Source organism: Winogradskyella psychrotolerans (assembly GCF_018860545.1).
In the GTDB taxonomy this organism is placed as follows: Bacteria; Bacteroidota; Bacteroidia; order Flavobacteriales; family Flavobacteriaceae; genus Winogradskyella; species Winogradskyella psychrotolerans_A.
The window spans coordinates 134,677-155,407 of sequence record NZ_JAHKPN010000011.1; the positions used below are offsets into that span (position 1 = coordinate 134,677).

A 20,731-nucleotide genomic window follows, 5' to 3' on the forward strand; every position below is an offset into this window, starting at 1 on the left:
AAGCCAAACTAAAATCATTTAGTTTGGCTTTTTTATATATTATTTCTTTTGCTTACTCTACAATAACTTTCTTAATCACAGAACGGTTATCGCTTTCTAATTTTAAAAGATATATTCCTGAAGCGACCTCTAAATCAATATAACTTTCAACAGATTGCATTTGCTTTAGAAGTTTCCCTTCTATGGAATAAACCTCAACATCTGCGACTGTATTTAAACCAGAAATATAAACACGTCCTGTTGTTGGATTAGGATATAACGCGACATTAAGTTCCGTATTATCAGCGACACTTAATACCTGAGTCCAAGTTTCACCAATCATATTTCCCCAAATATATTCTATCATATCTGGCTGATCAATAAACGGGTTTCTATTCTTTTGCCAATTATAAATAACGTTATTTCTATTCATTTCAAAATCATCTGGAGGATCATTTCTGTGCCAGTTCAATAAGGTAGCTAAATCACCAAATTCACCAACGGTCTCTTCCGGAAAACCATTTACAATCTCTAAACCATTGTAACGGACAGCCATATAAAACACACCTCTAGCGACGTCGCCTTTAAACATTCCTGCCGTTCCATCTGGTCCATTATATTCTCCATAAAATTGGTTATTACGGGTACTATTCTCAGGACCATCTACTACTCTTAAAGCGTGCACATCAGAATTTCCGTGACGTAACGAATCTGCTTTTGTAGTCCAGTAAACATCTATTCCATCTGCAATTTCATCTTCTTCTATACTATCAAATCCACCACGAGATCTAGGAAACGTATGTTCTCTATTCCATTTTCCTGTACTTGTAGAACTGGTTTGGACATCTAATTTAGCACGACCTTCTTCTAAATACACCAACCAAACCTCGTTACTATGTTCAGGGTTCTGATCAGCTTCCATTAAAATATCAATAACATCAGCATATGTTTGTGCTCTAACAATACTTGGGTCTGCAACAATATCCTGCAAGGCTTGTCTTAATGCGACATCCTCTAAACCGTCCAAGCTATTATAATAGCCATTAGGCTGCGTACTTTCCACAATACCATAGGTAGGATTTAATGGAGTTCCAAAAGCTGCAACAGTAAAATCATTATCGACAATGCGTATTTCAATAGCACCATTATTAGCGACTATAGGCTCTATCAAATCTAAAAACCTAATTTTTAAAACCTCATCACCTTCATCATCAGCGTCATCGATTAATGTAATTGTTGTGCTCGTTGTACTTTGTCCTGATAAAATAGTCAGATTAGTAGACCCTGTATAGTCAGATGTATTAAACCCTTCATTATCTAAACTTATATTAAAATTTAAATCAGATGTCATGTTTGTATCAGCAGTAAACGTAATATCAAATATAGCACCTTCATCAACCTGGACATCTACAACGGAAATGGTGATAGCATTAATAGCAATCCCAGAACCATCATTCTCGCGTCTTGGAGTTGGTGTAGCCGCAGAAAACGTAACGTTTCCCATATCGTCTACGTAACGTTGAATAGATTTAGGATTTGCATTGGTACCATTATCATTATACTGTGTAGTTTCTCCAAGTTTATCTAATAAGCCAGTAGCATCCGAATCGTTAGTTCCATAAACCATCGCATCTATCAAATTCGTTTGTGTCGCGACAGTCTCTTCTGGAAAATCAAATATTGAAGCTTGATAAATTCCCACAGCATCTGGTCCATTTTGAATAACATTTTCAGCCATTAACGACTGTGGAAACGGGGAAATATTGACACTCCCTACAACTAACAAGCCATTAATATCAGTAGTTAAGCCGTTTAAATCATAAGTAAAGTAACTACGATCTCCTCCACTACTCGATCCATTAAAAAATACCAAAATATAACCATCAGTTGAAAAATTTGGAGTTTCAGATTTTAACTCTATAAATTCGTGCGTATCTATACTCGGAGAATCTGAATCCAATTCGTTAATCACTAAAACTTGAGACCAACCCAACCCTGTAATTAAAAGTAATACTACTATGGTAATGTTCTTTATCATATTATTTTTTTTTGTAAAGATAGTTTTAAATTTAAACACCGTTGTTACGTTATAATTAAATACAAAAATTAGTCTAATTAAAACATGAAATTTATCATAAAACTCCAACTTCAAAAAGATGATAATCACAAAAAATAGGATTTTAAGAACAAAACCGCTCTACGATTTACAAAACAGGTCGTAAAACCCCCTATAAAACTACAAATATGAAATCGAAAATAGCTTTTAACATTACAGATACAAACCAAAATGTAGACACGTCACAAAATAACGAAACACATATTATTATTATAGTTATAAATCAGAATTCAATTTCATCAATTTAGAGTAAAACATTTGGACAGAGATAGGTTTAGGATATATATTGAAAACTCAATCAAACGATTAACATATTTTATTAACCTAAAAACTAGACAACCATGATGACCTTAGCACAATTAATTATTGAACTGATTATAGCAGTAATCTAAAATTACAAACCAACACCAACCAAAAAAATGTAGAACTTAGTTCTAGAATAAGTTTTACTATTTTTGTTAAAGATTTATTATTCAACATAGCATGAAAAACAAAATCTTTAAACTTCTGGCTCAACTCAATAAAGCCATACTCCCATCGTATTCAAAAAAACAGTTAGACCTTAGCAAAGCTTCTAAATTACAGCTTGCTATCATAGGTTGGCGTGTTTATGTAACTAAGAATGCACTTGGATAAACTTTGATTTTTATGTATTACAAACGCTAGAATTAGCTGTAATCCATAAAACCCCTCAAGTTTATGTTCTCCTATTATACCTGCGGAAATTTCTAATGCGCAACTAAACTACAATGTATTTATAATATATCGCGGATCCTATATGACGACGATAGTGGTCATTAAAATTGATAATCGCGTAGAATAACACAACTCAAAACACTTCTTTTGTACTGAGACTGCTAATTATCAAACTGAAATTCGAACTTTATTTCAACGAAAAAGCCCATTTCAGTAAAGAAATGGGCTTTTTGCTCTGTGACCTCGACAGGATTCAAACCTGTAACCTCTTGAGCCGTAATCAAGTGCGCTATTCAGTTGCGCCACGAGGCCGTATTTTTCACTTTATTTAAACCTCATGGTCCGTTTTAAGTGGGTGCAAATATAATACATTTATTAAAATACCACCAAACTATTTATTTCAAATTTTTAAATTAGTATTTTTGAGGTATGATTTCTAAAGAACTCCTTGAACCATTTAATTACTTATTCGATTCCGAAATAATCGATAATATCGCTGATGTTGCGTTCCTCAAAACGTTTCAAAAATCTGATATTATCATTGATATTGGTCAGGATTTAAATTTTATCCCACTTTTAATCAAAGGAAACATCAAAGTGTTAAGAGAAGATGCTCATGGTGATGAACTCTTATTGTACGTTTTAGAATCTGGAGACACTTGTGCCATGTCCTTAACGTGCTGCATGGTAAAATCAGTAAGTAAAATTAGAGCCGTTGCAGATGAGGATACCACGGTGATTATGATTCCAATAGATTATATGAAACTATGGTTTAATTCCAATGAAAGTTGGAGAAATTTCATATTACAAAGTTATCAAATTCGTTTTGACGAAATGCTAGAAACGATTGACACGTTAGCTTTTATGAAAATGGATGAGCGCTTGTTCAAATATCTTACAGATCACGTAAAATTAACAGCGTCTACAAGTTTAGAAATTACACACCAAGAAATAGCAGAAGACTTAAACACATCTCGTGTTGTTATTTCTCGTTTATTAAAACAATTAGAACGTGAAAATAAAATTGAACTTGGCAGGAACAAAATTCTTGTTTTAGATTTTTAAAAACCTTTAACACAGACTTAATTACAGAACTCTATTTTTGCATCAAATAAAAATTATGGACTATATTTTACAACCTTGGCCATGGTACGTCTCCGGACCATGTATTGCTATCGTTATGTTTCTACTACTCTATTTTGGTAGAACATTTGGCATGTCGTCAAATCTTAGAACTATGTGTGCTATAGGCGGAGCTGGTAAACACGTTAAGTTTTTTAACTATGACTGGAAAAGTCATAAATGGAATTTAGTTGTTGTACTTGGTGCTATTGTTGGTGGTTTTATCGCACACTTTTTATTATCGAACCCTATAGATATGGATCTGAGCGAAGCCACTGTAAAAGATTTGTCTGCACTTGGATTTAATAACGTTGGTCAAAGTTTATTACCACTAGAATTATTTAGTTGGGACGCTGTTTTAAGTATTAAAGGATTGTCTATACTCATAGTTGGTGGATTTCTTGTTGGTTTTGGGACGCGTTATGCTGGTGGTTGTACTTCTGGCCATGCGATCACAGGGTTGAGTAGTTTACAATTACCATCATTAATTGCTGTTATCGGTTTCTTTTTAGGAGGCCTCATTATGATTCATCTTATTTTTCCAATACTCTTTTAATTATGGGTAAGTATATAAAGTTTTTTATCGTTGGTATTTTCTTCGGAATTGTTTTAGTTAAATCTGAAGCCGTATCTTGGTATCGTATTTTTGAGATGTTTAAGTTTCAATCCTTTCATATGTATGGTATAATTGGGACTGCGGTTGGTACTGGTATTGTAATACTTTTACTTTCTAAAAAGCAGAAGATTAAAACCACGGAAGGTACCACGTTAATAGTCCCATTAAAAGACCGTGGTTTTACACGTTATATCCTTGGAGGAACTATCTTTGGATTGGGATGGGCATTATCTGGAGCTTGTCCTGGCCCCATGTATATATTAATTGGTACAGGAGCGTTTTCAATTATTATTGTTATTGCCGCAGCTTTATTAGGTACTTATGTTTACGGATTATTAAAAGATAAACTACCACATTAAAATGGAACTCGTAGAAATTATAGGGTATATCGGAGCGCTTATTGTTGGACTTGTTTTAGGTTTAATAGGTGGAGGTGGCTCTATCTTAACGGTGCCTATATTGGTGTATTTTTTAGGCTTTAGTCCAATAGCTGCCACTGGTTATTCCCTGTTTATAGTTGGAAGTACAGCTTTAGTTGGTACGTTTCGTAACATCAAAAAAAATACGATAGATTTTAAAACAGCTATCATATTTGCAATCCCTTCCATCTTTACGGTTTTTATGGTGAGACGCGTAGTCGTACCTAATTTACCAGAGGTATTGTTTTCTATAGGTAATTTTACACTTACCAATTCATTATTTATCATGTTGTTATTTGCCATTATTATGCTTTTAGCGGGTTGGTCTATGATTAAATCTAAAACCATTAATAGTGACAGCACACTAAAAACATTCGATAATACGCACTATTTCGCCATCGGTACACAAGCTATAGGAATCGGTGCTTTAGCAGGCTTAGTTGGAGCTGGTGGAGGATTTCTCATCGTACCGGCTTTGGTTTTATTGGTCAAACTTCCCATAAAAAAAGCCATTAGCACCTCATTATTTATTATAGCAATACAATCACTGATAGGCTTTTTAGGTGATTTAAATAAAACCGTCTCAATAGATTGGCAGTTTCTTATAACGTTCACCGTGATCTCAATTGTCGGTATATTTATAGGATTAGCACTATCTAAAAAAATAAGTGCCAAACGATTAAAAAGAGGATTCGGCTATTTTACCTTAATAATGGCTGTATATATCATTTTCAAAGAGCTCTTTTAACACACTTTGTGATAATTATCACATTTCAAAAAACGAAGTTTCGTAAATTTGCAACTCAAATAAATTAAGAATGAAGATTGAACAATTATATACTGGCTGTTTAGCACAAGGTGCTTATTATATTGAATCTGAAGGTGAAGTTGCCATCATTGATCCGCTAAGAGAAGTTCAGCAATATATTGATAAAGCAAAAGCTAATAACGCCAACATTAAATATATTTTAGAAACACATTTTCATGCTGATTTTGTTTCTGGTCATGTAGATTTGGCGAAAGAAACCGGAGCAACTATCGTATTTGGACCAGGAGCAACTACAGAATATAATATTCATGCTGCTACGGATGGTGAAGAATTAAAATTAGGAAAAGTAACGATTAAAGTATTACATACTCCAGGACATACTTTAGAATCCGCGACGTACTTATTAATAGACGAAAACGGAAAAGATCACGCTATTTTTTCGGGTGACACCTTGTTTTTAGGCGATGTTGGCCGACCAGATTTAGCCATTAAATCTGATTTAACCAAAGAAGATTTAGCTGCTATGTTATATGATTCACTTCGAAATAAAATTATGCCACTAGCAGATGACGTTATTGTTTATCCTGCTCATGGTGCTGGTTCCGCCTGTGGAAAAAACCTAAGCAAAGAAACAGTTGGTGTTTTAGGTGAACAGAAAAAAACAAATTATGCCTTGCGTGCAGATATGACTAAAGCCGAATTTGTAAAAGAAGTTTTAGATGGTATTGCTCCACCACCACAGTATTTTGCGAAAAATGCCATGATGAATAAAATGGGTTACGACACTTTTGAAACCGTTTTAAAAACTGGAGATGTAGCACTAAAGCCTGAAGAATTTGAAGCTTTAGCTAATCATGAATCTGCATTAGTGTTAGATGTTAGAACACAATCTGATTTTATAAAAGGTCATATTCCAAATTCAATATTTATTGGTTTGAATGGCGGTTTTGCTCCTTGGGTTGGTGCTTTAATAAAAGACATCAAACAACCTATTATTTTAGTGGTTCCAGAAGGTAAATCTGCCGAGGCTGTTACGAGATTATCTCGCGTTGGTTATGATAATACCTTAGGTTATCTTGAAGGCGGATTAGAGGCGTGGAAAAACGCAGGAAAAGATGTTGAAACCCTAGACTCCGTTACCGTTGAGGAATTTGCAGAGAGAGCAAAATCGGATACGCTTAATATTTTAGATGTACGTAAAGATGGTGAATATTTGTCGTCTCACATTGTAGATGCACAGCATTTATCGTTAGATTTTATCAATGAAAAGATGAACGAAGTCAGCAAAGATAAAACCTACTACGTGCATTGTGCAGGTGGGTATCGCTCTGTTATTGCGGCATCAATTTTAAAAGCAAGAGGATTCACTAAACTTATAGACGTTGATGGTGGCTTTGCAGCAATTAAAAATACCGATTTAAAGACAACGGATTTTGTTTGTCCTTCAACTTTATAACTAAATTTTTAAACCTTTCAGTTTTTTTTGAGGGCAGAGAGGTTTCTAAAACACATACAAATGAAAAATACAGTAAAAATACAGAACCTGAAATGTGGTGGTTGTGCAAACACTATTGTTACACAATTATCTAAATTAGATGGTATTTCTGAAGTGCAAGTTGATAACGATACCGACGAAGTAAGCTTTACAGCCGCTTCCGAAAATGACACTGAAACGGTAAAAACTAAATTATCACATCTAGGCTATCCTATTGATGGAGACGCGAACTCATTGCCTAAAAAGGCAAAATCTTTTGTGAGTTGTGCTGTAGGAAGAATGACGAAACAGGATTAATAGTATTCTATAGCCCTATTTCTAAATACAAACAAAAAATCCCACTCTAAGTGGGATTTTATTATTTAAACTATTTCAGCGCTAAGGCCTGCTTGTAGCAGCTTGGAACATCGTGGTTCCAAATCTTCATAAGCTCCTGTTTTAACTGTACATTTCCCTTTATAATGCACCAATAAGGCACATTGCTCTGCTTGCTCTGGCATATGATCGCAAGCATAAATAAGCGTATTAATAACATGGTCAAAAGTATTGACTTCATCGTTAAATAATACGATTTCATTTTGTGCCACTTCTTCTTCTTGTAAAAGTAGCTCTTCTGAATATTTTTCTTTAGTCATAGTAGATATCTTTTTAAGCAATTCTTATAAGCTTAGTCTGACAGACTCTATTTTAATTACTACTAATTTATAAATTTTAATGAAACCCACTGCCCTTTTTGGAGAGTTTCCTCCAATTTTAACATCTGTTTGTTACATTCTGCTTCAATTAACGGTATATCTTCTTTGTAGAAACCACTTAAAAATAAGGAGCCATTTTTATTTAAGCATTTGGCATATTCAGATATATCGGCTAACAATATATTTCTATTAATATTCGCAATAATACTATCGTAGATTTTTCCTTCTAACAGTTTTACATCACCTTCGTAAACCGAAATGTTCTTACAATCGTTGCGTTCTACATTTTCAATACTATTTAAGTAGCACCAATTATCAATATCAATAGCATCGAGTTTTGCAGCCCCTACTTTTTCTGCTAATATGGCTAAAACTCCGGTTCCACAACCCATATCTAAAACCGACTTATTCGTAAAATCATTTTTTAGTATATGCTGAATCATCATGTGTGTTGTTTCATGATGCCCTGTACCGAAACTCATTTTGGGTTCAATAATTAAATCGAATTTGGTATCTGGCTTCTCATGAAAAGGTGCACGTACCGAAACGACATCATCAACGACGATAGGATTAAAGTTTTTCTCCCATTCTTCGTTCCAATTGGTTTGCGCGATCTCTTCAAACGTATAAGAAATCTCAAATTCATCTGAACCTAAAATATAAATAGCATCGAGAATGTTTTCATTCCATTCTTCTTTCTGAATATATGCAATTACTCCTTCTTCATTTTCTACAAAACTTTCAAAACCTGCATAACCCAATTCTGCAATTAAAATCTCAACGGCTGGCTGTAATGGACTTACCGTAAACGTATATCCTATATATAATTCCGACATTTATTTTTTTTAGCAAATTTACTAATCATTAATTTAGTTACTATTACTTTTGCACCAAATTAAAATATTATGAATAAATATATTGTTGGCATTCTATTTTTGATTTTATCTCAAATATCAATTGCGCAAGAGAATAATGATATAAAACTGTCCGCATTGCCGTATTATAGCTACGGTAAAGGCTTAGGTATCACTTCACCAGACAGTATTTTTAAATTGAATATTCGTTTTAGAATGCAAAACCGGTTTACCTACTTAAATAATGAAAACGACGAAGATGGATATGAAGCCATGATAAGACGTTTGCGTTTGCGATTTGATGGTTATGTGGGTGATCCCAGTATCATTTATGTGATACAATTATCATTTTCTCCAAACGATGTCGGAGCTATTGAAGATGGAGATAACCTTAACATTATTAGAGATGCCATTGTATTTTATAGACCCGACAAACACTGGAACATTGGTTTTGGACAAACAAAACTCCCTGGAAATAGGCAACGTATTAATTCCTCTGGTGCTTTACAACTTACCGATCGCTCTATTAATAACTCCCGTTTTAATATTGATAGAGATTTTGGGTTACAGGTCTATTATTTAAATGAATTACAAAACAAATTTTCCTATAACGTAAAAACAGCCATCAGTACTGGTGAAGGCAGAAACTGGACGAAAGAACCTGATAACGGATTAGCGTTTACGGGACGTTTAGAACTTTTTCCTTTTGGCGCGTTTAAAAGCAACGGAACACTATTTGAAGGTGACATCAAGCGCGAAGAGACTCCAAAACTAATGCTCTCTGGTGTGTACCATTTTAATAATAATGCTCGAAGAACTCGTGGTACAATCGGTGACGATTTATATGACCAGCGTGATATACAGTCTGTATTAATAGATGCTATTTTCAAGTATAACGGTTGGGCATTTCAAACAGCATACATGCAGCGTACTGCTGACGATCCTGTTACCATAAATCCTGAGGATGCCTTAGAGTCTAGATATGTATTTGCGGGCAGTGGTTTTGATGCCCAATTAAGTTATATTTTCCCAAGTAATTATGAACTTGTAGGTCGTTATTCTTACCAAGAACCACACAAAGATATTGAGGTCCTTACACCACAAACTAATCAATATAGCCTTGGTGTCACTAAATACATTTGGGAACACGCGTTAAAGTTACAAGCTGAAGTTACCAATAGCGAACTGAACTATGTGGATTCTAGTCAGGCGAATGATTGGTATTTACGATTTCAGGTTGAGATTGGGATTTAGACCAGCATAACCTTCAAACGTTTCATTACGATGTGAAACGTAAAAAAGTCCTTCAACAATTGAAAACAACCAATTATTGAAGGACTTTTAATATTAAATGCTAATCGTTCTTAATTAAAACGCATTGACTATAGCATAGAAATCTTCTGCTTTAAGCGCTGCTCCACCAATTAAACCACCATCAACATCTGGCTTTCCAAAAATTTCTTTAGCATTTCCTGGTTTTACACTGCCTCCATAAAGAATAGAAACAGATTCAGCAACTGTGTTACCGTACTTGTCTGCTAAGGTTTTTCTAATGAACGCATGCATATCTTGAGCTTGCTCAGGACTAGCCGTTTCGCCAGTTCCGATAGCCCAAACAGGTTCGTAAGCTAAAACGATATTTTTAAAAGCATCAGCTTCTAAATGAAATAAAGCATTCTTAATCTGACCTTCAACAATCGCTTCATGGTTTCCAGATTTTCTATCTTGTAACTCTTCTCCAAAACAAAAAATTGAACGCATATCATGTGCTAAAGCCGCGTCTACTTTCTTAGCTAACGATTCGTCGGTTTCATTAAAATAAGCACGACGTTCACTATGCCCAAGAATAACAGTATTAATTCCAATACTTTTTAGCATACCTGCACTAATTTCACCTGTATAAGCACCATTTTCTGCAAAGTGCATATTCTGAGCAATAACCTCAATAGACTCTTGTCTTAAAGATTCAAATGCTTGCCATAAATTTGTAAACGTTGGAGCAATCATAACCTCAGCATCTGATGTTTGATTTTGCTTTAATAATTCGGATAATAAAAGTTCCGTCTGAGGTAAATCGTTATTCATTTTCCAGTTTCCGGCTACGATATGTTTTCTCATAATATATGTATATTGAATTTTTAATTTTAGTACACAAAAATAATACAATAAAGATAATGGTTAATTGACAATTATCAGTATTTCATTACGATAACTTCACCCTAGGATCTAACCACGCATAAATGACATCTACAAAAATATTAATCGTAATAAAAATGATAGCGATTACTAAAACAGCCCCCATTATTACTGGCAAATCTAATGTATTAAGCGCATTTACGATTTCTTTACCGAGTCCATTCCAGCCAAAAATATATTCCACAAAAACGGCACCCGCCAACATCGATGCAAACCATCCTGAAATTGCTGTGACTACCGGATTTAATGCATTTTTTACAGCGTGATTTTTAATCACTTGAAATTCGCTCAACCCTTTGGCTCTTGCCGTTCTAATATAATCTTGATTTAAGACTTCTAATAGTGAATTCCGCATTAATTGAATCACTACAGCCAATGGCCTTATACCTAAAACAACGGCTGGTAGGATTAAGTTTTTCCATTGAATGTTCATTTTCTCACCAAAATCATCCAGTTCATACAAACTACCTGTCATTTCTAAATTGGTATACTTATGTAATACAAAGCCAAATAACCAAGCAAACAGAATTGCGCTAAAAAAAGAGGGCACACTCATTCCGAATGTGCTTAATATTTGAATGCTTTTATCTACCCAAGTATCTTTATACAATGCGGAAATAATACCGAAAATAACTCCCAAAATAATGGCGATTACAATAGCTGAAATTGCTAAAACAAACGTATTAGGGATAGTCTCTCCAATAATTTGAGTCACCTTTTTCCCTTGTTTAGCAAACGATTCTCGTAAATAAGGTGCTTTTATAACCGTCGTGGTATTTCCAAAACTGAATAACTCAGTTGCTGTATATTTATTAGGTCCTAAATAGGTGTAATCTTTTGGTGTGTTAGAATGAAATGATATTGGAGATAAATCATTCAAATAATATAAAAACTGCGTGCCAATGGGTTTATCAAATCCGTATTTCTTCTTTACAGCAATAACCTGTTCTTCTGATTGGTTTTGTCCTAGCATCATTTTTGCAGGATCACCAAGTTTATTAAATAAAAAGAAAATGACGGTTATTACACCTAGCAAGGTGATAAAGGCATAGAAGATTTTATTGATTAAATATCTTATCAAAAAAATGGGTTATTATAAAACTCAGTTAAAAACATCGTTTAATTAAAAACTGACACTAAAATATTACGCCATTAATTATAATTCAATGTCTTCAATATCATTCCAATGTGCTTTGTTTACGACAGTTCCTTTGTTTAATATGATAACTCCAGGATTTGCACGCACTATCGTTTTCACGACTTTCTCATCACACAAGTAAATATCGAAATCTAGATTATAATCTGCTTTTACTTGTGCTTTGTCTGCAGGTCCGGAAGACGACAAACCAATTACCGTATAGCCCTTTTTCATGGCGTCATCAGCAAAAGATTTTAACTTTGCCATACCTTCTGCTTCACCTTTGTTGACATTATACATCGTAATCATCACAAGTTTATCTTTCTCTAAGAAAAAACTGGTTAAATCTTCTTCATCCGATTCAATAGAAAAATCTTGAATAGCAGGAATATAACCTTCATCAACCGTTTTAGTTTCTACACCAACATACTCACCATCCACACTTGGATAACTTCCGTTTGTGACAAATTCTTGTTCTTCTCCATTAACGTTAAAGGTCCACGTATATTCTAAAATAGGTTGTTGAGCATCTTCAGGAATGGCCATTTCTTCAGATAAATTATTACCAATGGCATAGGCTCTAAAATCTATAGAAGGTAAATGCATTAACACATGGTATCCAAACCAAAGCGATACAATAAAACTCAATAACGCAATTATGGTTGTTGGTAATTTTGAAAAAATTGGTTTGATATGTTTAACTCCAACAAATAAAATTAAAATTAACACTAGCAACACTACATCTTTTGAGAAGCTTTCCCAAGGTGTCATAGCTAAGGCATCACCAAAGCAACCACAATCTTTCACTTTATCGAAATACGCCGAATAAAACGTTAGGAACGTAAAGAACACAATCATTAACAGCAAGCTCCAAACCGTAAATTTTGGTTTATAGCCTATTAATAAGAAAACCCCTAACACCACTTCAAACACCACAACGAGCACTGAAATGCCGAGTGCATATGGGATTAGAAATTCGATATTTAAAACATCTGAACTAAAATATTCTTCAAGTTTATAAGAAAACCCTAATGGATCATTAAGTTTTATAAATCCTGAGATGATAAATAATATTCCAGTGAAAATTCTACTAAGATGTACGATGTATTTCATAAATTCTTGTAATTCCTGCGAAATCAGGAATCTATTTTAAGTTTGTATTCTTATCTAACTATCACTTCAACCACGCTTCGGTTCCATATTTATGGCAAATCAATCAGCTTCGTTTAAATGAATCATTGCAAATATCGAATAGTTTATCATATCCTGATAATTAGCATCAATGCCTTCACTTACTAGTGTTTTTCCAGCATTATCTTCAATTTGCTTTACACGTAATAATTTTTGTAAGATTAAATCGGTTAACGAACTCACACGCATATCTCTCCATGCTTCACCGTAATCATGATTTTTATCGAGCATTAATTGTTTGGTGAGTGCAATTTTTTCGTCATATAATTCAGTAGCTTCTTCAGTATTTAAATCAGGTTGCTCTACGACTCCCTTATCTAACTGAATCAATGCCATTAAACAATAGTTAATAATCCCAATAAATTCACTGACTTCACCTTCATCTACTTTTCTAACATCATTTTGCTGCAACCCTCTAATGCGTTGTGCTTTTATAAAAATCTGATCGGTTAGTGATGGTAATCTTAAAATGCGCCACGCACTTCCATAATCACTCATTTTATTGACAAAAAGCGCTCTACATTTAGCGACAACAGCATCGTATTGTTTTGAAGTATCTTGCATTTATTATGTTATAATTTCCGTAAATTTCGCATAAATAAATTAGAAGTTCAAAGTTTGACGTTTAAAGTTTTCTTAACGCCTTTTTTAGAGTAAATATGAATATAAATTGCAAAGGACATTTAATCAATTTATCCACACCAAAAGTGATGGGAATACTGAATGTTACACCAGATTCATTTTATGATGGTGGCCAATATAAAAATGCATCTGAGATACTAACAAAAGTTGAAACCATGCTCACCGATGGAGCTACTTTTATTGATATTGGCGGCTATAGTTCTCGACCAAATGCTGAGAATGTTAGTGAAACTGAAGAATTAAACCGTGTTATTCCAATAATTAAATTAATCTTGAAGCATTTTCCACATGCTTTAATCTCTATTGACACCTTCAGAAGTGAAGTTGCAAAGCAAAGTGTTGAAGCAGGAGCTGCATTAGTCAATGATATTTCTGCAGGAAAGCTAGATGAGAACATGCTTTCTACCGTTGGAACATTAGCTGTGCCATACATTATGATGCATATGAAAGGGAATCCGAAAACTATGCAACAGCAAACGCAATATGATGATTTAACTAAAGAGGTGATTGCCTATTTTGCAGAACATATTGCAGCAGCTCACCACGAAAAAATTAATGATATTATTGTCGACCCTGGGTTTGGATTTGCAAAAACCGTTGAACAAAACTTTGAATTATTGAATCAATTAGAATTGCTTCAATTGACCGACAAACCTATTTTAGCCGGAGTTTCAAGGAAATCTATGATTTACAAAACGCTAAATTTAACTTCTGAAGATGCCCTAAACGGAACAACTGCATTACACATGGTGGCTTTACAAAAAGGTGCTAAAATTTTACGGGTTCACGACGTTAAGGAAGCTATAGAATGTGTAACACTTTATAATCAGCTAAAGAGTTCACCTAAGACCTAAGACTTAGCAGGATTCCAAAACCTTGCAGTTCTATACTATAAAATAAAAAACAAAGAATATTAAATTACAACACAGAATGCGCTACATCTATTTACTAATTATTCTATCCCTATTTAGTTGCAACAACGAACGCACTTTACTCCTTCCTGAAATTCAAAATGCAGAAATCACAGAAGTCTTAGACGTATCACCAGCTTATATCTTTTATGATGAGACACAACCCGACTCCACCTTATTAAATCGAAAGAATTTGATCATCACCACCAATTGGTTAGTGAATGTAGATAAACGCTTAACGTTAGAACAGGCGATTCCTCATATTAAATTTCTACAAGACAAAAAGCGAAATGCAGAAATGCATAAAAATGAAGATGCTAAGAATTATTTTACTTGTAATGATACGAGTATTGGTAATTTGGGGTTTTTGGAGTTTACTGAAATCAACTATGCTAAAAAAGATACGAGTAATTATTGGGTAGGAAAAAATAATATTTATAAAAACAACTATCTTGAAATACATTTTACAGATGACAAAAATGCCTTCATTGAAGGTATAGTTAACAATCAAATTCAACCACAGTTGAAATTTACATATCTGTTGAAAACGATTAGTCAAATAGTAAAAGAGGATTCAGTTACGTTAGTTTGTAACTATAATGAAGAATTAAAATTCGAGGATTATATTTCTATAAAATCAAAATTATCAAAAATTAAATCAGATAAAGTCAAAATAGATAATATCGAATTCATTTATTAAATTGGAGACCTGCTAGGTTTTAAAAACCTGCTAGGTCTGAAATTTATGATTATAGCTGTGTATTTTCTTCGCTACTAAACATAAATTCTTAAATTAGCAGAAACACCAACCTTTTGGAAAACTTACAACTTTGGGATTTTAGATTTATAGACTTTGTGGATGTCTTCCTTGTGGCTATCCTACTCTATTATATCTACAAACTTGTAAAAGGTACGGTTGCCATCAATATTTTCATTGGTATTTTAATCATTTATTTTGCTTGGCGATTAACGGACTACCTCAATATGCACATGCTTTACAGCATTTTTGATGGCTTTATGAAAGTTGGAATTATAGCGCTTATTGTTGTCTTCCAACCTGAAATTAGAAAATTTCTTTTAATGGTGGGCTCCACTAATATTGGTGGTAAACGCGATCTTTTTAAAAACTTTAAGTTCCTTAAAAACGACGATCAAACCACAACAGATGTTGATGCAATAATCAATGCTTGTAATAAAATGGGAGCTTCAAACACCGGAGCTTTGATTGTCATGGAGCGTAATAACAACTTAGACTTTCTCACCAATACAGGAGATGAGATGAACATTTTAGTATCTCAGCCTATTATAGAAAGTATCTTTTTCAAAAATAGCCCACTACACGATGGTGCTATTATTATTGACAATAATGTAGTAAAAGCAACACGTGTCATTCTTCCTGTGAATAACGAAAAAAACATTCCAGAGCGTTTTGGCTTACGTCATAGAGCAGCTATTGGAATTACTGAAAAAACAGATGCTTTAGCCCTTTGTGTGAGTGAAGAAACCGGACAGATTTCTTATATCAAAAATGGTGAATTCGAAATGTTTAAAAATACGGACGAGCTTAGAGATAAAATTAAACACGATTTAGGCTAGTGAATTGTAAAAATTGCAATAATACACTTAAAGTAACGCAAAAATTTTGTGATGAGTGTGGCGCGAAAATTATTCAGAATCGACTACAACCAAAAGTACTGGCTCAACAAGTAAATGAACAGTTTATTTCTATTGATAATAAATTTCTTCGCACATTTATTGATCTTTTTAGACAACCTGACACTGTAATTATTGGCTATATCAATGGGACACGAAAAAAGTATATTGACGTCCTGCAGTATTTTGCAATTTCCCTGACTTTAGCTGGTATACAAGTGTTTTTACTTACTACTTTTTTTAAAGAAGCACTAGAGTTTACTCCTGATTTTATTAAAACCATGGAGAACATGCCAGATCAAGACGTTAATCCAATGGCAGGTTATAATCCGGACTTCTTCACAAAATATCAAGGTTTATTATATATATTAGGTGTTCCAGTATCCGCTTTGGCGACTTGGCTTGTGTATTATATTTTTGGAAACAAACGCTTTAATTTCACTGAACACCTGGTCTTAAACCTATATTATTCAGCTCAAATTATCATAATTACAGCTGTATTTAGCATATTGTTCTTAGTCACGGGTATGAATTACCTCATCGTATCCTCGCTTCTTGGATTACCAACATTCATCTATTTGGGGTACGTCTTAAAAAAAATATTTAAAGAAGATTTCCTGAATACATTGGCTAAATTTTTAATTGTAATGTTTTTTTATTTCGTGCTCTACGGCATTATAGTTATGATAATATTTTTAGTGCTTTTTTTAAGTGGTAATTTAAATATTTATAAATGAATTGTAAAAACTGCTATACACCACTCGAAGAATTAGATGATTACTGCAAAAGCTGTGGTGGTAAAGTGATTAGAAATCGGTTGACATTTAGAAATCTTTTTGAACATATCAGTGAAACATTTTTCAATTATGATAATAAGTTATTACAAACTTTTATTCAACTTTTTAAACAACCTGAAGACGTCATCGGTGGTTATATAAATGGTACACGAAAAAAACACGTCAATGTTATCAGCTATTTTGCATTAGCCATAACCATCTCTGGCTTTTACCTTATAATAGTTAAAAAATATTTTCCTGAATCAATGGATTTTTCCCAATTAGCTTACCCTGGCCAAGAAGAATTTCAGAAAAAGAACATGTCATTTATTGAAGAGTATCAATCCATATTAATGATGCTTTATGTGCCTTTATATGCTTTAATGGCTCGAATTACATTTTTCAATATCAAAAAATACAATTATACCGAGTTGCTTGTAGTTTTCATGTATATACAGGCACAACTTTCAATTGCGAGTGCCATAGTGGTAATTTCTTTAGGATTATTGGGCATAAGCTCAAGTATCGTAGGAATTCTAATGATACCTTTAATGATTATCTACTCAGCTTATGTTCTTAAACGTCTATTAGAACTTAGCGTTTCTGATATCCTAATAAGAACATTATTGTTTTTTGTTGTATTAGGAATAACTATGGTTTTTATAACGATAATTATGATAATTACCATGTACTTTTCAGGTGATTTGAAAGACATGTTTGGGCCAGCCTTTGAAGCTGGCAAAAAAATGGGAGAAGAAGCTTCTAAAGCAAGGTCAGCAAACTAAGCCACTTCAACCTTTAAAAACTGAACCTCATAAAGGTTTTTGTAGTAACCACCTTTTTGTTTTAAAAGTGATTGATGCGTGCCAATTTCCACTATTTGACCATTATCCATTACAATAATCTTATCAGCTTGCTGTATCGTTGCTAATCGGTGTGCAATCACAATTGAAGTTCTACCTTCTGTTATTTTATCGGTTGCATCTTGAATAAGCTGTTCAGAATGTGAATCTACAGAAGAGGTCGCTTCATCTAAAATTAAAATACTTGGATTGGTAACGTACGCTCTTAAAAATGAAATTAATTGACGCTGACCAGAAGACAACATCACTCCGCGTTCTTTCACATTATAATGATAACCATTGGGAAGACTAGAAATAAAATCGTGAATTCCGATGGCCTTTGCTGCGTTTACCACATCAGCCTCTGTGATATTTTCATTATTTAACGTAATGTTATTCAATATGGTATCTGCAAATAAAAACACATCTTGAAGTACAACAGCTATCTGACTTCTAAGTGAACTCAAAGTCATATCCTTTATATCTATATTATCAACTGTTATAGTTCCTGAATTGATATCATAAAAACGATTTAATAAATTAATGATGGTAGATTTCCCAGCTCCTGTTGCACCAACAATAGCAACCGTCTCACCTGCTTTTACGTTAAAGGAAATACCTTTTAAAACTTCTTCATCTTTAATATATGAAAACCGTACGTCTTCAAAAGAAATGGCACCCTTAAAATGATTGGCTTCAATAGTACCAGAATCATCAATATTAGAGGTTGTATCTAACACTTTAAAAACCCGATCTGCCGCGACCATTCCCATTTGAAGCGTATTAAATTTGTTCGCAATCTGATTTAAAGGTCTAAACAACATAGGAATAAACATGGTAAAGGCTATTAAGTCACCTAAAGTGGCCGTTTGCCCTATAACGGTATTTAATCCACCATACCAAATCACAGCTCCCATGGTTAATGATGAAATAAAATCTGCTATCGGAAAGAAAATTGAATTGTACCAAACCGTCTTTAACCAACCTCTTTTATGACGCTCGTTAATAGCTTTAAACTTTTTATATTCGGTATCTTCACGGGTAAACAGCTGCAATATTTTCATACCGGTCACACGTTCTTGAACAAATGAATTGAGATTAGACACCTCTGTACGTACATCTTCAAAGGCACGTTTCATATACTTTTGAAAAATATTAGTCGCAAATAAGACAAAAGGCAGGGTGATAATAACGATAAGGCTTAACTTCCAGTTCATGTAAAACATAAATCCTGCCACGACCACCATTTTTAGAACGTCACTAAATATCATAAAAAGACCTTGACCAAATATATCTGCAATTCGCTCCATGTCCGTGACTGCTCTTGTTATTAAGATACCAACCGAAGATTTATCAAAATAGGTCATTTTAAATTTAAGCATATGCTTAAATAGTTTAATCCTAATATCTTTAACCACGGATTGCCCTAACCAACTGGCATAATAAATAAAGAGTAATTGTGAAACGACTTCTAAAATCAATAAGGCTAGCATTATAACCATATAGATTACAAAGCCATTATATTCCTTATTTGCAATTTTAACATCTATAGCCTCTTTTAAAACATAGGGCCTAAAGGCACCAAATAATGCTAGGCCAATAACACACACTAATGAAATTACAAAAACTGCACGATACGGTTTAATGTAATTTAGTAATCGTGAGAATAACGATACATCAAATATTTTTTTTCCTTTTTCTGCCATCTTATGCCGATCTCGTTTCGGTATCTGCTTTCCGCAATAACGAAAATCTCATTAATTAATTTTTATATTTTCAGGATATACTATTTTCACTAAATATAAGCCATGTGCAGGCACTGAAAACCCAGCCTCGCTTCTGTTTTTTGATGCTATAACGGTATGCAATTCTTCAACCTTCATTTTTCCTAAACCAATATTTATCATCGTACCAACAATAGCTCTTACCATATTTCTCAAAAAACGATCTGCTGTAATTGTAAAAACGAGTTGGTCTTTATGTTGTGTCCAAAATGCTTCTTTAATATCACAATTGTACGTCTTTACATCGGTATTCGTTTTAGAAAAGCACTGAAAATCTTTATACTGAAATAATAATTGACAAGCTTCGTTCATTTTTTCTACATCCAATGGCATTTGCATCTGGTATGCAAAATCGTAATCAAATACATTTTTAGACGTCGATACTTTATAATTGTAAGTTCTACTTGTAGCGTAAAATCTAGCATGCATTTCAGGCTTGACTTCAAAAACCGAACTAATAGCGATATCTTTCGGTAAAAAAGAATTCAATTTATAAACAATATCTATAGACTTAAAATCCCCTTCGTAATCAAAATGCGCAAACATTTGTGATGCATGCACACCAGTATCCGTTCTGCCAGCTCCCATTATAGAAATTTCAGTCTTCAAAATGGTAGAAAGCGCATTTTCTAATACTTCTTGTACAGAAATAGCGTTTGGTTGATTTTGCCAACCATGATATGCTTTACCATTATATGATAACTCTAAAAAATATCTCAAAAGATTACATTATTTTTGCTTCAGAAGCTACAAAGATAGCGGTTTTAATTCCTAAAAAAATCCTAAAATATAAAGTTATAGTTTTCTTGTTTCTCAGAAAGAAATATTGAAACTAGT

22 protein-coding genes and 1 tRNA gene are annotated in these 20,731 nt (G+C 33.5%); 13 read left to right on the top strand and 10 right to left on the bottom strand.

The window, feature by feature from the left end:
• Window positions 1-52 precede the first annotated feature (52 nt).
• Window positions 53-2,017: an endonuclease gene (locus KO515_RS04025; RefSeq protein WP_215935097.1), complete on the bottom strand. Its 1,965-nt coding sequence runs from the start codon at window positions 2,015-2,017 to the stop codon at window positions 53-55.
• Between the two features lie 561 nt (window positions 2,018-2,578).
• Between KO515_RS04025 and KO515_RS04030 the strand changes: the two genes are divergently transcribed.
• Window positions 2,579-2,731, top strand: coding sequence for an SsrA-binding protein (locus KO515_RS04030; protein ID WP_215935098.1), 153 nt, complete (start codon window positions 2,579-2,581; stop codon window positions 2,729-2,731).
• Between the two features lie 298 nt (window positions 2,732-3,029).
• Here KO515_RS04030 and KO515_RS04035 read toward each other — a convergent pair.
• A tRNA-Arg gene (locus KO515_RS04035) sits at window positions 3,030-3,103 on the bottom strand.
• A 117-nt stretch (window positions 3,104-3,220) separates the two neighbouring features.
• Between KO515_RS04035 and KO515_RS04040 the strand changes: the two genes are divergently transcribed.
• The 6 genes from KO515_RS04040 to KO515_RS04065 all read left to right on the top strand — a co-directional run bounded on the left by KO515_RS04040 (window position 3,221) and on the right by KO515_RS04065 (window position 7,509).
• Window positions 3,221-3,856 carry a Crp/Fnr family transcriptional regulator gene (locus KO515_RS04040; RefSeq protein ID WP_215935099.1) on the top strand — a complete coding sequence of 212 codons (636 nt, stop codon included), beginning with the start codon at window positions 3,221-3,223 and terminating at the stop codon, window positions 3,854-3,856.
• A gap of 55 nt (window positions 3,857-3,911) precedes the next feature.
• A complete protein-coding gene (locus tag KO515_RS04045) occupies window positions 3,912-4,469 on the top strand; it encodes a YeeE/YedE family protein (protein ID WP_215935100.1) in 558 nt (185 codons plus the stop codon).
• A 2-nt stretch (window positions 4,470-4,471) separates the two neighbouring features.
• Window positions 4,472-4,888 carry a DUF6691 family protein gene (locus KO515_RS04050; RefSeq protein ID WP_215935101.1) on the top strand — a complete coding sequence of 139 codons (417 nt, stop codon included), beginning with the start codon at window positions 4,472-4,474 and terminating at the stop codon, window positions 4,886-4,888.
• A 1-nt stretch (window position 4,889) separates the two neighbouring features.
• Window positions 4,890-5,696 (top strand): sulfite exporter TauE/SafE family protein, encoded by an 807-nt coding sequence (locus KO515_RS04055; RefSeq protein WP_215935102.1) that lies wholly within the window; start codon window positions 4,890-4,892, stop codon window positions 5,694-5,696.
• 70 nt (window positions 5,697-5,766) lie between these two features.
• A complete protein-coding gene (locus KO515_RS04060; protein ID WP_215935103.1) occupies window positions 5,767-7,173 on the top strand; it encodes an MBL fold metallo-hydrolase in 1,407 nt (468 codons plus the stop codon).
• 60 nt (window positions 7,174-7,233) lie between these two features.
• On the top strand, window positions 7,234-7,509 hold the full coding sequence (locus tag KO515_RS04065) for a heavy-metal-associated domain-containing protein (RefSeq protein ID WP_215935104.1): 276 nt from the start codon (window positions 7,234-7,236) through the stop codon (window positions 7,507-7,509).
• A gap of 65 nt (window positions 7,510-7,574) precedes the next feature.
• Here the strand turns inward: KO515_RS04065 and KO515_RS04070 are convergent, their stop codons facing one another.
• Both KO515_RS04070 and prmA read right to left on the bottom strand, forming a co-directional pair.
• Entirely contained in the window at window positions 7,575-7,847 is a 273-nt protein-coding gene (locus KO515_RS04070) for an ATP-dependent Clp protease adaptor ClpS (protein ID WP_215935105.1), read from the bottom strand.
• Between the two features lie 62 nt (window positions 7,848-7,909).
• Window positions 7,910-8,743, bottom strand: a complete 834-nt coding sequence (gene prmA / locus KO515_RS04075) for a 50S ribosomal protein L11 methyltransferase (RefSeq protein WP_215935106.1) — start codon at window positions 8,741-8,743, stop codon at window positions 7,910-7,912.
• A gap of 69 nt (window positions 8,744-8,812) precedes the next feature.
• On the opposite strand from prmA, the gene KO515_RS04080 reads away from it, so the two are divergent.
• Entirely contained in the window at window positions 8,813-10,015 is a 1,203-nt protein-coding gene (locus KO515_RS04080; RefSeq protein WP_215935107.1) for a porin, read from the top strand.
• A 114-nt stretch (window positions 10,016-10,129) separates the two neighbouring features.
• Here KO515_RS04080 and tpiA read toward each other — a convergent pair whose 3' ends face one another.
• The 4 genes from tpiA to KO515_RS04100 all read right to left on the bottom strand — a co-directional run bounded on the left by tpiA (window position 10,130) and on the right by KO515_RS04100 (window position 13,850).
• Window positions 10,130-10,879, bottom strand: coding sequence for a triose-phosphate isomerase (gene tpiA / locus KO515_RS04085; protein ID WP_215935108.1), 750 nt, complete (start codon window positions 10,877-10,879; stop codon window positions 10,130-10,132).
• An 85-nt stretch (window positions 10,880-10,964) separates the two neighbouring features.
• The gene (locus KO515_RS04090) at window positions 10,965-12,038 is read right to left on the bottom strand and encodes an ABC transporter permease (RefSeq protein ID WP_215935109.1); all 1,074 of its coding nucleotides are present in this window, start codon (window positions 12,036-12,038) and stop codon (window positions 10,965-10,967) included.
• A gap of 75 nt (window positions 12,039-12,113) precedes the next feature.
• Window positions 12,114-13,208: a BT_3928 family protein gene (locus KO515_RS04095; protein ID WP_215935110.1), complete on the bottom strand. Its 1,095-nt coding sequence runs from the start codon at window positions 13,206-13,208 to the stop codon at window positions 12,114-12,116.
• A gap of 99 nt (window positions 13,209-13,307) precedes the next feature.
• A complete protein-coding gene (locus tag KO515_RS04100; RefSeq protein WP_215935111.1) occupies window positions 13,308-13,850 on the bottom strand; it encodes a DUF1599 domain-containing protein in 543 nt (180 codons plus the stop codon).
• Between the two features lie 95 nt (window positions 13,851-13,945).
• Between KO515_RS04100 and folP the strand changes: the two genes are divergently transcribed.
• The 5 genes from folP (at window position 13,946) to KO515_RS04125 (ending at window position 18,053) form a co-directional block, all read left to right on the top strand.
• Entirely contained in the window at window positions 13,946-14,782 is an 837-nt protein-coding gene (gene folP / locus KO515_RS04105; protein ID WP_215935112.1) for a dihydropteroate synthase, read from the top strand.
• A gap of 76 nt (window positions 14,783-14,858) precedes the next feature.
• On the top strand, window positions 14,859-15,539 hold the full coding sequence (locus KO515_RS04110) for a hypothetical protein (protein ID WP_215935113.1): 681 nt from the start codon (window positions 14,859-14,861) through the stop codon (window positions 15,537-15,539).
• A gap of 113 nt (window positions 15,540-15,652) precedes the next feature.
• Complete coding sequence (gene cdaA / locus KO515_RS04115) at window positions 15,653-16,435, top strand: diadenylate cyclase CdaA (protein ID WP_215935114.1); 783 nt, start codon at window positions 15,653-15,655, stop codon at window positions 16,433-16,435.
• A complete protein-coding gene (locus tag KO515_RS04120) occupies window positions 16,435-17,229 on the top strand; it encodes a DUF3667 domain-containing protein (protein ID WP_215935115.1) in 795 nt (264 codons plus the stop codon). The genes cdaA and KO515_RS04120 overlap by 1 nt, the downstream gene beginning before the upstream one ends.
• Complete coding sequence (locus KO515_RS04125) at window positions 17,226-18,053, top strand: DUF3667 domain-containing protein (RefSeq protein ID WP_215935116.1); 828 nt, start codon at window positions 17,226-17,228, stop codon at window positions 18,051-18,053. The genes KO515_RS04120 and KO515_RS04125 overlap by 4 nt, the downstream gene beginning before the upstream one ends.
• On the opposite strand, the gene KO515_RS04130 is transcribed toward KO515_RS04125, so the two are convergent.
• Both KO515_RS04130 and truA read right to left on the bottom strand, forming a co-directional pair.
• Window positions 18,050-19,816 (bottom strand): ABC transporter ATP-binding protein, encoded by a 1,767-nt coding sequence (locus KO515_RS04130; RefSeq protein WP_215935117.1) that lies wholly within the window; start codon window positions 19,814-19,816, stop codon window positions 18,050-18,052. The genes KO515_RS04125 and KO515_RS04130 overlap by 4 nt on opposite strands.
• 51 nt (window positions 19,817-19,867) lie before the next feature.
• Window positions 19,868-20,614, bottom strand: a complete 747-nt coding sequence (gene truA, locus KO515_RS04135) for a tRNA pseudouridine(38-40) synthase TruA (protein WP_215935118.1) — start codon at window positions 20,612-20,614, stop codon at window positions 19,868-19,870.
• Between the last annotated feature and the right edge of the window lie 117 nt (window positions 20,615-20,731).